Annotated in this window: 13 protein-coding genes and 1 tRNA gene; 12 read left to right on the top strand and 2 right to left on the bottom strand. The window is 41.2% G+C overall.

Annotation, left to right across the window (positions count from 1 at the left end):
• The first annotated feature begins 56 nt into the window (after positions 1–56).
• The 3 genes from BACINT_RS16270 (at position 57) to BACINT_RS16260 (ending at position 2214) form a co-directional block, all read left to right on the top strand.
• A complete protein-coding gene (locus BACINT_RS16270; RefSeq protein ID WP_007665020.1) occupies positions 57–830 on the top strand; it encodes a class I SAM-dependent methyltransferase in 774 nt (257 codons plus the stop codon).
• 172 nt (positions 831–1002) lie between these two features.
• Complete coding sequence (locus tag BACINT_RS16265; protein ID WP_021968304.1) at positions 1003–1818, top strand: alpha/beta hydrolase; 816 nt, start codon at positions 1003–1005, stop codon at positions 1816–1818.
• A gap of 123 nt (positions 1819–1941) precedes the next feature.
• Positions 1942–2214 carry a hypothetical protein gene (locus tag BACINT_RS16260; protein ID WP_021968303.1) on the top strand — a complete coding sequence of 91 codons (273 nt, stop codon included), beginning with the start codon at positions 1942–1944 and terminating at the stop codon, positions 2212–2214.
• A gap of 2 nt (positions 2215–2216) precedes the next feature.
• Here the strand turns inward: BACINT_RS16260 and BACINT_RS16255 are convergent, their stop codons facing one another.
• A complete protein-coding gene (locus BACINT_RS16255) occupies positions 2217–3602 on the bottom strand; it encodes an alpha/beta hydrolase family protein (RefSeq protein WP_007665014.1) in 1386 nt (461 codons plus the stop codon).
• 217 nt (positions 3603–3819) lie between these two features.
• Here BACINT_RS16255 and BACINT_RS16250 point away from each other — a divergent pair, with 217 nt between their 5' ends.
• The gene (locus BACINT_RS16250; RefSeq protein ID WP_007665013.1) at positions 3820–4602 is read left to right on the top strand and encodes a DUF4377 domain-containing protein; all 783 of its coding nucleotides are present in this window, start codon (positions 3820–3822) and stop codon (positions 4600–4602) included.
• Between the two features lie 285 nt (positions 4603–4887).
• On the opposite strand, the gene BACINT_RS16245 is transcribed toward BACINT_RS16250, so the two are convergent.
• A tRNA-Asp gene (locus BACINT_RS16245) sits at positions 4888–4961 on the bottom strand.
• 339 nt (positions 4962–5300) lie between these two features.
• Here BACINT_RS16245 and purU point away from each other — a divergent pair.
• The 8 genes from purU to lysA all read left to right on the top strand — a co-directional run bounded on the left by purU (position 5301) and on the right by lysA (position 12405).
• The gene (gene purU, locus BACINT_RS16240; protein WP_007209755.1) at positions 5301–6158 is read left to right on the top strand and encodes a formyltetrahydrofolate deformylase; all 858 of its coding nucleotides are present in this window, start codon (positions 5301–5303) and stop codon (positions 6156–6158) included.
• A 9-nt stretch (positions 6159–6167) separates the two neighbouring features.
• Positions 6168–6761: an imidazole glycerol phosphate synthase subunit HisH gene (gene hisH, locus BACINT_RS16235; protein ID WP_007665012.1), complete on the top strand. Its 594-nt coding sequence runs from the start codon at positions 6168–6170 to the stop codon at positions 6759–6761.
• Between the two features lie 16 nt (positions 6762–6777).
• The gene (hisA, locus tag BACINT_RS16230) at positions 6778–7506 is read left to right on the top strand and encodes a 1-(5-phosphoribosyl)-5-[(5-phosphoribosylamino)methylideneamino]imidazole-4-carboxamide isomerase (RefSeq protein ID WP_007665011.1); all 729 of its coding nucleotides are present in this window, start codon (positions 6778–6780) and stop codon (positions 7504–7506) included.
• Positions 7507–7548: 42 nt separating this feature from the next.
• Positions 7549–8307, top strand: coding sequence for an imidazole glycerol phosphate synthase subunit HisF (hisF, locus tag BACINT_RS16225; protein ID WP_007665009.1), 759 nt, complete (start codon positions 7549–7551; stop codon positions 8305–8307).
• A 106-nt stretch (positions 8308–8413) separates the two neighbouring features.
• On the top strand, positions 8414–9019 hold the full coding sequence (gene hisIE, locus BACINT_RS16220; RefSeq protein WP_007665007.1) for a bifunctional phosphoribosyl-AMP cyclohydrolase/phosphoribosyl-ATP diphosphatase HisIE: 606 nt from the start codon (positions 8414–8416) through the stop codon (positions 9017–9019).
• Positions 9020–9047: 28 nt separating this feature from the next.
• Complete coding sequence (locus BACINT_RS16215; protein ID WP_007209750.1) at positions 9048–9773, top strand: cell division ATP-binding protein FtsE; 726 nt, start codon at positions 9048–9050, stop codon at positions 9771–9773.
• Between the two features lie 21 nt (positions 9774–9794).
• Positions 9795–11114, top strand: coding sequence for an aspartate kinase (locus tag BACINT_RS16210; protein ID WP_007665003.1), 1320 nt, complete (start codon positions 9795–9797; stop codon positions 11112–11114).
• Positions 11115–11244: 130 nt separating this feature from the next.
• Positions 11245–12405, top strand: a complete 1161-nt coding sequence (lysA, locus tag BACINT_RS16205) for a diaminopimelate decarboxylase (protein ID WP_007665002.1) — start codon at positions 11245–11247, stop codon at positions 12403–12405.
• Positions 12406–12417: the final 12 nt, after the last annotated feature.

Here is a 12417-nt window from a genome sequence, read left to right as displayed (position 1 = left end):
ATATTCTTGCAGGAGTTATTTTTATACCTATATATCAACAATAAAATTTAAACATCATGAGTAACGAAAATAAATCTATTCACGAATTCGATTTTAGTTTAATCTGCGAATACTTTTCAAGTGTAGAACGTCAGGGACCGGGAAGTGCTGAAACAACAATCAAGGCTCTTAGCTTTGTTGAGGGGCTTACGGATAAATCTCTGATTGCTGATCTGGGTTGTGGCACAGGTGGCCAGACAATTACGCTGGCGCAACATACTCCGGGACAAATTACAGGCATTGATTTGTTTCCTGATTTTATTAACCAATTCAATAGTAATGCCGAGCACTTTAATCTTCAGGACAGAGTGAAAGGTATTATTGGATCAATGGATGAACTTCCGTTCCGGAATGAAGAATTAGATCTTATCTGGTCGGAAGGAGCCATCTATAATATTGGTTTTGAATATGGGTTGAATCTATGGCGTCCGGTTTTGAAGAAAGGCGGTTATATTGCCGTATCAGAGGTGTCATGGTTCACTGACGAACGTCCGGCTGAGATCGATGATTTCTGGATGGATGCTTATCCTGAAATAAATACGATTCCCAATAAGCTGGCACAGATGCAGAAGGCCGGATATATCCCTGTAGCCTGTTTCTGTATACCGGAAAATTGCTGGATCGAACATTTCTATATGCCGCAGGTTGAAGCCCAAGAGGACTTCCTACGAAAATATAAAGGTAACCAAGCTGCTGAAGAACTGATTGCCAATCAGCGCCATGAGCAACAATTATACTATAAGTATAAAGACTTTTATGGTTATGCATTCTACATTGGGAAGAAAATCTAAGTAACTAATGAAGGAGAATTGCCCTGAGGACAATTCTCTTTCTTTTTTATATACTTTAGAGAACAACTTTCTTTTTTTATATAAAATAAATTTGAAAAAGCCATTTGTTGTTTCTATATTTAGCCCTGAAAACGACAGCAGGTTGATTAAGTAACCTTTAAAACAAGATATTATGAGAAACTACTATTTGGTATTACTACTCTTAATGACTAATTTATTTAGTTACGCGCAACAAACCCTCATTAAGGACTCTCTAAAGTCTGAAGTCTTAGGACAGACCCGTCATTTGAATCTGGTAATATCGGATACAGTCGGTATGCAACCAGGTAAGAAATTGAATGTAGTATATGTTTTGGATGGGGATAATGCATTTGTGAATTTGGTGGCATCACAAATCTCTTTTGTAACAGATATGGAGTCTGATAAAGGAGTTCCTGCATATTTGGTAGTAGGCATTGAGTCCGAAAATACCAGAATGGATGATTTTATAGCAAAAGGAGAATATAGAGTGACAGGACGTGCTGATCTGTTTCTGGACTTCATGTCTAATGAATTGTTTCCATATATCGAAGCTCACTATAATTTAAATAACCATAGAGTTTGTGTCGGGCATTCATTGGGAGGTTCCTTATGTATGCATGTTTTGTGTAACCGGGATTCCATGTTTAATGCCTATATGCTGTTTAGTCCCAACTTGATCTATGAGAAACATCAATTGATTCGTGACTTTAAAACCAAGAATCCGGATAGTCTTCATAAATTTGTTTTCATAGCCAATGGTGATGCCGGGGAATTGGAGCAGAATTATCTTAAAGGCGTGGAGGAACTGGATTCACTCATTACTAATTCTCCTCAAATAGACAATTTCAAAATTATATTCGAATATATGTCTGATGTCAACCATTCGGAATCTGTACCTGTGTCATTTGGGAAAGCGGTGAAAGAATATTTAGGTTATTCATATGGAACTCCGAAAGAAGAAGAATGAACTGCATTATTAAGTGAAGAAGATTATGCCATAGCTGTCAAAAAGATCTATGACAATAGACGATTGTATCTGGGTTATCAATTTTATCCGGAAGTATATCCCTTGTATAATGATTGGATAACGGTGGCTGGCAAGAATGAGCAACCAGACAAAGTGATACAGCTTGCTAAATGGGCCATATCAATTTATCAGAATGATTTTAGTCATTATATCATGTATTTGGCCATGTCCGAAGCCTACATGGATAAAGATGATGTGAAAACTGCCCTAAAAGCGTGCGATGACGCAAGAAGGGCAGTTAATTTATTGCGTGAAACAGTTGATCCTCAAACTTATGAGTATGCTTTGGAAGAGATTAATACATTGGTTGACGAAATTAAACAAGCGGAAAAATAACTCTAATGTCTGCAATTCAGAAGAATCCATTCTGTCATATCTTTCAAGACTTCAGGACTGATGGTTTCTTCTAATTGCCCGTATTCCATAATTGTACAAGTCTTACAGGATTGGAACAAATGGTTCAAACCGGGATATTTCTTAGTGGTAACTTTCTTGTTCCCGTTAGACTTTACCCAATCTTCCACAGCTTTGAGATTCATGTCTGCATCTACCTGTATGTCTTTATCTCCATTGACAGCTAGTACCGGACATTTTATCTTCTTTAAATCTTGGGTCGGATCGTATTTCATGAAATGAAGATACCATGGGGAGAGCATTCCGTTCATCTCAACTTCTATTTGTTTGGCGATGTTTGGGTCTTGCAGTTGTACGGGTGGCAGTGTTGCGATAATGTTGGCATATAGTTCTTTCCGGATTTCCTCAGTGCTTTTGTCCTGTGCCAATATAGCATAACGGGTGCGTAATGTGGGTTTACTTAACTCCCACATGGCATCAGAGGTACCATTTGACTTGCTAATAGCTTCTGCTTGTTTCAACATCAGGCTGTCTCCTTTTATGGTAGCGCCGGCCATTGAAATGATGTAAGCAATATCTTTGCTACGGGCGCCCAATATAAAAGCCACGGTTCCTCCACAGCTATGACCGATGATTCCTATCTGTTTGGGATTAATTTCTTTTCTGCCTTTCAGGTAATTGATTGCTGCTTCTGCATCGCTGGCATAATCTTCGTTGGTGGCTTCTGCAAAAACGCCTGTTGAGCCTCCTACGCCTCTGTCGTCGCAGCGAAGTACGGCTATACCGTTACGGGTCAGGTAGTCTGCTATTACCAGAAATGGCTTATGTCCCATTATTTCCTCATTCCTGTTCTGTGCGCCACTACCGGTAACCAATACTACTGCCGGGAATTTTTTCCCCTGTTCGGGAAGCGTCAGAGTACCGGCAATTGTGATTCCGGCTTCTTTATTTTCAAAAGTAATATCTTCTGCTCTATAGGGGAAAGGTGGTTGTGGTTCTTGGGGACGCTTAGGCTTGGCTGCTTCTCCTTTTTCCAGATTTAGTTTGAATCTAAGTCCTTGTGTGAAGTCTCCGTATATTTTGCCGTCTTTCTCCAGCTTTCCTTTGTAAGAGGCACGAATATCAGGAATCTGAATCGTCAGAATCGAATCCTGAAAGAGTGTGGAACCTGTTGGGATGCCTTTTACATTCTGATCGGGACTATCACAAGTAGAGGTATATCCCTGCTCGGTTTGTTGCAGGTTGAAGCAAATAGTCAAGGAAGCGTTGGGGAGAGACAGCTTTCCATTCCATGTTCCGGATATGTCCTGAGCATGGGTGCAAATAGGAAAGATAAATCCTAAAAGGAATAGAATGGAGTGTTTTTTCATATCTGGTGATTTAAATGGTTTTCATATAATATTGTTATTCTTCGATATCTCATTTTGCTGACGAAGGTACGCTTTTATATCTTCATATAGCCTATCTCCTTTAAAATTCTATTCAAGCTTCTTTTGAGAAGAGAAATAAAAGGCTTTGTTTATAATAGGCTTAAAGAGATTTTGTATATCTTTGCATAATTACAAAATTAGACTTAAAGGAAACATAATGAAGACAAAACGCTTATTAGGATTATTGCTATTAATCCTGCCAATCACTGGCTTTGTTGCTTGTAGTGATGATGAACCGCAAGACAAGGTAGAAACTGTAAAAATGTTTATTTCTGACAAAACTGGTACTTATCAGCCTTGGGGGAGTGATTCTCCTATCGATTGTATGTTGGTGAAAGAAGAAAGTGAAAGTGACTACAAAACGCTGGATTTTCAAGGAATTACTGATTTCGTTTACGAAAAAGGCTATGAGTATGCTTTATGGGTTGAGAAAAGAACCTTGGTTAATCCTCCTGCTGATGGGAGTAGCATTGTCTACAAATTGATAGATGTAATATCGAAGGCAAAAGTAGAGTATGAATACACTATAAAAGTAGATGGCCCTAATCCTTTTATTCTGTCTCCCGAAGGTGGTGAATATGAAATACCTTTTACCTGTAAAGCGAAGAAATTTGCAGAGGGTAGCCTGGTTGAAGATGGATATATTTCTTTAAAAGGGTTGAGATATAATATGGGTACCAATTACGGAGGGCTGACAAGAGTCGTAAAAGATGGTGAAAAGGTTGGGTTTTATAAATTTGTAATAGAAGGCATTCCGCGCTTTAATATGAAAGCGGCTCCTGTATGGTATTGTGGTATCTACACTCCGGATGCGGATTTACTTTTCGGACCTGAGCCGGAGCCTATTTATAAACAACTGTTTGAACAACCACAGACAGAGGGTGAGGACTATTATATGAATTCGGTAATCTTTATGTCTACAGGCACATTTGCTGAATAAACTCTGAAATAATATTTAAAACATACTTGAACCGGGTCTGGGCCTGATCTGCTCCGTACCAACTCCGTACCTGGTCCGTATAAAGGTACCTTTATTGGGAGTTGATACGGAGCAGGTACGGGGTTGGTACAGGGCTGGTGTGGACTTGGTAAGGCAGCGAGCGTATATTTTATACTAAGATCTGCGTAAAATCTCTCTATCTTGCAAAATGCCTTATCTTTTTGAGTAGTACAGCGTGTTTATAAAGAAAAAAGCTCCGAAATCATTCGATTTCAGAGCTTTAAGCGGTGCGTACGGGACTCGAACCCGTGACCCCATGCGTGACAGGCATGTATTCTAACCAACTGAACTAACGCACCATAATTTCATTTCTTTAATTGCTTTCTCTCTCGATTGCGGTTGCAAAGGTAGGCATTTCTTTGAAACCTGCAATAGCTACGATGAAATTTTTTTGCTTGATTTTATCACTTTTCCTTTTATATCCTCATTTTGAGAACATTGGAATATGAAAAAAAATAAGTTCTTGCAGAGCTTTTTGCGAAAGGGGATTGGGATGGTTTTGTAATGAAAACGAAGCTTTCTGTTGCTTGATTTAAACTTCTTGCTCGAAAACTTCGTTGTTTTACAATAAATCGTTATTTTTGCAAACTCAAATCGAGAAAATTGTAATTCGAAAACGATAAAAACGATAATTTAGGATGATGAAAACGGCCAAACTGTTACTTCACTGTCCCGACAAACCGGGAATTCTGGCAGAAGTGACAGACTTTATAACGGTAAACAAGGGAAATATTATCTATCTGGACCAATATGTCGATCACGTGGAGAATATCTTTTTCATGCGTATCGAGTGGGAATTGAAGAACTTCCTGATACCGCAAGAGAAAATTGAAGATTATTTTGCTACGTTGTACGCACAGAAATATGAAATGTTTTTCCGTCTCTATTTCTCGGATACGAAACCACGCATGGCAATATTTGTATCTAAGATGTCGCATTGCTTGTTCGATTTGCTGGCACGCTATACGGCAGGAGAGTGGAATGTCGAGATTCCTCTTATTATAAGCAACCATCCCGACTTGCAACATGTAGCCGAACGTTTCGGAATACCTTTCTATCTGTTCCCTATTACAAAGGAGACTAAAGAAGAACAGGAGAAAAAAGAAATGGAATTGCTGGCAAAGCATAAGGTGAACTTCATTGTACTGGCGCGTTATATGCAGGTGATTTCAGAGCGGATGATTGATGCCTATCCCAATCGGATTATCAATATTCATCACTCTTTCCTTCCTGCATTTGTGGGAGCAAAACCTTATCATGCAGCATTTGAGCGTGGTGTGAAGATCATTGGTGCTACCAGTCATTATGTAACAACAGAACTGGATGCAGGACCGATTATTGAACAAGATGTAGTTCGTATCACTCATAAAGATACTGTAGAAGATCTTGTTAATAAGGGGAAGGACTTGGAAAAGATCGTTCTCTCGCGTGCCGTGCAGAAGCATATTGAGCGCAAGGTACTGGCATATAAGAATAAAACAGTGATATTTAGTTAAGGTATATTCATGAAAGTAGCGATTATCAAATATAATGCGGGCAATATTTATTCGGTGGATTATGCGCTGAAGCGTTTGGGCGTGGAAGCTGTGGTAACGGCGGATAAAGATGAATTGCGTACGGCGGACAAAGTGATCTTTCCAGGTGTGGGTGAGGCGGAAACCACCATGAAGTTTCTGCGTGCCAGTGGCATGGATGCATTGATTAAGGAACTTAGACAGCCTCTTTTAGGGATATGTCTGGGTATGCAAGTGATGTGTCGACATTCTGAAGAGGGAGGAGATGTAGATTGTCTGGGTATTTTTGATACGGAAGTGAAGCGTTTCGTTCCACAGAAGCATGAGGATAAAGTGCCTCACATGGGTTGGAATACGCTCACAGAGACGAACAGTGGCTTATTCAAAGGCTTTACAAAAGAAGAGTTTGTCTATTTTGTGCATAGTTTCTATGTTCCCGTCAATGAATATACGGCTGCTGTGACGGACTATATACAACCGTTTAGCGCTGCCTTGCATAAGGATAATTATTACGCTACCCAATTCCATCCGGAGAAAAGTGGAGGTGTGGGAGAGCGTATCCTGCGCAATTTTTTAGAATTATAATTAAGTAGATGAATATATGATAGAGTTTATTCCTGCAATAGATATTATCGACGGAAAGTGTGTACGCCTTTCGCAAGGTGACTATGACAGTAAGAAGGTGTATAACGAAAATCCGGTAGAAGTGGCCAAAGAAATGGAGGCACACGGTATTCGCCGGCTTCATGTGGTAGATCTGGACGGAGCGGCTTCTCATCATGTAGTCAATTATAATGTTTTGAATAGAATCACTTCACAGACTTCCCTGATAGTTGATTTCGGTGGTGGCGTGAAAAGTGATGAAGACTTGAAAATTGCTTTTGAGAATGGGGCACAGATGGTTACAGGCGGCAGTATTGCGGTGAAAAATCCTGAGCTATTCTGCCATTGGCTGGAAGTTTACGGCAGTGGGAAGATAATTCTTGGTGCGGACGTGAAAGACCGGAAGATAGCTGTGAATGGCTGGAAGGACGAAAGTGCCTGTGAATTATTTCCCTTTCTGAAAGAATATGTAGAGAAAGGCATTCAGAAAGTAATTTGCACGGATATTAGTTGTGACGGTATGTTGCAGGGGCCTTCTATTGAACTGTATAAGGCAATGCTGGAAGAACATCCTGATCTTTACCTGATAGCAAGTGGCGGTGTCAGCAGTATGGAAGATATACGTGCATTGGAGGCGGCTGGAGTACCGGCTGTAATTTTTGGTAAGGCTCTGTATGAAGGGCGTATTACTTTGAAGGAAATTGAAAGAATGATGCAGGATTATTGACGAATCATTCTCATGAATATAAATCGTTAAAACAAAACAGAAGTGTTAGCGAAAAGAATTATTCCCTGTCTCGATATCAAAGACGGACAAACAGTGAAAGGAACCAATTTCGTCAATTTGCGTCAAGCGGGCGATCCGGTGGAACTGGCGCGTGCGTATAGTGAGCAAGGTGCTGATGAATTGGTTTTTCTGGATATAACAGCTAGTTTTGAAGGTCGCAAGACATTTGCAGAGTTGGTGAAGCGCATTGCTGCCAATATCAGTATTCCGTTTACGGTAGGTGGCGGTATCAACGAATTGAGTGATGTAGATCGTCTGCTGAATGCCGGTGCAGATAAAATTTCTATCAATTCTTCTGCAATTCGCCGTCCCGAACTGATTGATGAAATAGCTAAAAACTTCGGTTCGCAGGTATGCGTGCTGGCGGTAGATGCCAAACAAACTGAAAAAGGCTGGTGGTGCTATCTGAATGGAGGCCGTGTAGAAACAGATAAGGAACTGTTTACCTGGACCAAAGAAGCCCAGGAACGTGGTGCCGGAGAAATACTTTTCACCAGCATGAATCATGATGGCGTAAAGACCGGATACGCCAATGAAGCACTTGCTGAAATGTCTGACAATCTCTCTATTCCGGTAATTGCATCGGGCGGAGCAGGAGCAAAAGAACATTTTCGTGATGTGTTTTTGCAAGGAAAAGCAGATGCAGCGTTGGCAGCCAGTGTTTTTCATTTCGGAGAAATTAAAATTCCCGATTTAAAATCGTATCTTTGCGCCCAGGGAATACCAATGCGGGTGATGTAAAAGTGATAGAGTGGCAAAGTGATAAGGCGATAAAGATGACAGAATATTACCGCATCATGCTGCATAGCAATTAATAATTTATAGCTTATAATTAATAATTACCTAAATGGATTTTGATAAAATGAACGGACTTGTTCCGGCAATCATACAAGACGCAGACACCGCTAAGGTGTTAATGTTGGGCTTCATGAATAAAGAAGCTTACGACAAAACGGTAGAAACCGGTAAAGTGACTTTTTTCAGCCGCACCAAGAACCGTCTTTGGACGAAAGGTGAGGAGAGTGGCAATTTTCTGAATGTCGTTTCTATCAAAGAAGACTGCGATCAGGATACATTGCTGATTCAGGTACACCCTGTGGGGCCTGTTTGCCATACAGGTACGGATACATGCTGGGGTGAGAAGAATGAACAGCCTGTAATGTTCCTGAAGCATCTTCAGGATTTTATTATTAAGCGCCATGAAGAGATGCCGGAAGGTTCTTATACAACCAGTCTGTTTGAGTCAGGTGTGAATAAAATGGCACAGAAAGTGGGTGAAGAAGCTGTGGAAACAGTGATCGAAGCTTGCAACGGAACTGATGAACGGTTGATCTATGAAGGAGCCGATTTGATATATCACCTCATCGTGCTGCTAACATCCAAAGGATACAGTCTGGAAGATTTGGCACGCGAGTTGCAAGAACGTCATAGCGCTTCGTGGAAGAAACACTAAACAATTGACAATTAATAATTAAATGGGAATGGCTGAACCGCTGATACGATATAAAGATGTGGAAGTACACCAACAGGACTTGTGCGTTCTGAATGAGGTAAACCTTGAGCTGCAGAAGGGAGAGTTTGTGTACCTGATCGGTAAGGTAGGTTCGGGTAAGACCAGTTTGCTAAAGACCCTCTACGGAGAACTGGATATTACTGCCGGTGAAGCAATGGTACTGGGGTATGATATGAGTCGCATTAAGCGTAAGCATATTCCGCAGTTGCGTCGTAAATTGGGCATTGTGTTTCAGGATTTCCAACTGTTGACGGACCGCACGGTGAACGATAATCTTGCTTTTGTATTGAAGGCTACGGGCTGGAAAAACAAATCGGAAATAAAAGATCGTATTGCTGAAGTGCTGATGCAGGTAGGAATGGGTAATAAAGGATATAAGTTTCCTAACGAACTTTCGGGAGGCGAACAGCAACGCATCGTTATTGCCCGTGCTATGCTCAACTCTCCGGAGATTATCCTGGCGGATGAACCGACCGGTAATCTGGATGCGGAAACGGGACGTGCTATTGTAGGACTATTACATAACATCAGCCGCACGGGTGGCTCGCTGGTATTGATGACTACGCACAATCTCCATCTGCTTCACGAGTTTCCGGGACAGGTATATCGCTGTGCAGGTCATCAGATAACAGATGTGACGTCCGAGTATTCGGGTATGATGCCGACTGTAGAAGAAACAAATAATAATATATAATCATTTAATACAGGAACGAAAATGAAAGTTTTAAAGTTTGGAGGTACTTCCGTAGGTTCTGCATCGCGGATAAAGGAAGTAGCCAAATTGATCACTGATGGTGAACAAAAGATAGTTGTACTCTCGGCTATGTCGGGCACAACTAATACATTGGTGGAAATTTCGGACTATCTGTACAAGAAAAATCCGGAGGGTGCCAACGAAATCATTAACAAGCTGGAGGCTAAATATAAACAGCATGTGAATGAGTTGTATTCCACTCCCGAGTATAAACAGAAAGGTCAGGAACTGATTAAATCTCATTTTGACTACATCCGTTCTTACACCAAAGATCTTTTCACGCTGTTTGAGGAGAAAGTGGTTCTGGCACAGGGAGAATTGATCTCTACTGCCATGATGAACTATTACCTGCAAGAGTGTGGTGTGAAGTCCATTTTGCTTCCGGCTTTGGAATATATGCGTACCGATAAGAATGCGGAGCCTGATCCTGTATATATTAAGGAGAAACTTCAGATGCAGTTGGAATTGCATCCCGGTGCTGAGATTTACATCACACAAGGATACATTTGTCGTAATGCTTACGGAGAAATAGACAATCTGCAACGTGGTGGAAGCGATTATACCGCTTCTCTGATCGGTGCAGCTATCAATGCTTCCGAAATCCAGATATGGACCGATATCGACGGTATGCACAATAATGACCCGCGTATTGTTGACAAGACTGCTCCTGTACGTCATCTTCATTTTGAAGAAGCTGCTGAGCTGGCTTATTTTGGTGCGAAGATTCTTCATCCCACTTGTATACAGCCTGCCAAGTATGCCAATATACCGGTGCGTCTGCTGAATACGATGGACCCGACTGCTCCCGGTACTATGATTTCTAATGATACCGAGAAGGGTAAAATCAAGGCAGTTGCAGCCAAAGATAACATTACAGCTATCAAGATTAAATCCAGTCGTATGTTGCTTGCCCACGGTTTCTTGCGCAAGGTCTTCGAAATCTTTGAGAGCTATCAGACTTCTATCGATATGATTTGTACTTCTGAGGTAGGAGTATCTGTATCTATTGATAATACGAAGCACCTCAACGAGATTCTGGACGACCTGAAGAAGTACGGAACCGTTACAGTAGATAAGGATATGTGTATCGTCTGCGTGGTAGGTGATTTGGAATGGGAGAATGTCGGTTTCGAAGCGAAGGCACTGGATGCCATGCGCGACATACCGGTACGAATGATTTCGTTCGGTGGTAGTAACTACAACATTTCTTTCCTCATTCGTGAGTGCGATAAGAATCAGGCATTGCAGTCGCTTAGTGATGCACTGTTCAACGAAGAATAAGAGAAATAAGAAAGTACAGATATAAAATGATATGGAGCGCAAACTACACAAATTGCACAACTCGCTGATAAAGGCTCTTGTGTAATTCGCGTAATTTGCGCTCTTTTCTTTATAAACAAAGTTTTGAAGTATGAAAGGAACATTTCCCATAGATAAATTCCGTGAACTGCGTACCCCCTTTTATTATTATGATACGAAGGTGTTGCGCGACACTCTTTCCTGCGTGCGTGCAGAAGCTGCTAAATATGGCAATTTTGAGGTGCATTATGCTGTGAAAGCAAATGCTAATTCGAAGGTGCTTTCTATTATCCGTGAGAACGGGCTGGGTGCCGATTGTGTGAGTGGAGGAGAAGTGCGTGCTGCTGTTAAGGCAGGTTTTCCTACAAATAAGATTGTTTTTGCCGGAGTGGGCAAGTCTGATTGGGAAATAAATCTGAGTCTGGACTATAATATTTTCTGTTTTAATGTAGAGTCTATTCCTGAGCTGGAGATTATCAATGAACTGGCTGCAGCTAAAGGTAAAGTGGCTAATGTCGCTTTCCGTATCAATCCGAATGTAGGAGCTCATACTCATGCCAATATCACTACCGGACTAGCGGAAAACAAGTTTGGCATTAGTATGCAAGACATGGATCATGTGATAGAAGTGGCTTTGGAGATGAAGAATGTGAAGTTTATCGGATTGCATTTTCACATTGGTTCGCAGATATTAGATATGGGTGATTTCGTTGCCCTGTGCAATCGTGTAAATGAATTGCAAGACAAGCTGGAAGCACATCGCATCCGCATCGAGCATATCAATGTAGGTGGTGGACTGGGTATTGATTATAAGCATCCCAACCGTCAGGCAATACCTGATTTCAAAGATTATTTCTCTACTTATGCCGAACATCTGAAACTGCGCTCTTATCAAACACTTCATTTTGAATTGGGACGTGCCATAACGGGGCAGTGCGGTTCACTTATCTCACAGGTGCTTTATGTAAAACAGGGAGCAAATAAGAAATTTGCCATCCTTGATGCTGGTATGACGGATTTGATTCGTCCTGCATTGTATCAGGCTTATCATAAGATAGAGAATATTACTTCCGAGGATGCAGTTGAGGCGTATGATGTGGTAGGTCCTATCTGTGAATCGTCGGATGTTTTCGGGAAAGCGATAGATTTGAATAAGGTGAAGCGTGGAGATCTGATTGCATTACGTTCTGCAGGTGCTTATGGTGAGATAATGGCTTCGAGCTATAACTGTCGTGAGTTGCCACAGGGGTACACTTCGGACGAACTGGTGTGAAAGAATTGAATA

It is taken from the genome of Bacteroides intestinalis DSM 17393 (assembly GCF_000172175.1).
GTDB classification, from domain to species: Bacteria; Bacteroidota; Bacteroidia; order Bacteroidales; family Bacteroidaceae; genus Bacteroides; species Bacteroides intestinalis.
The sequence above is the reverse complement of the archived record's forward strand: the minus strand, read 5'-3'. Positions and strand labels throughout refer to the sequence as shown.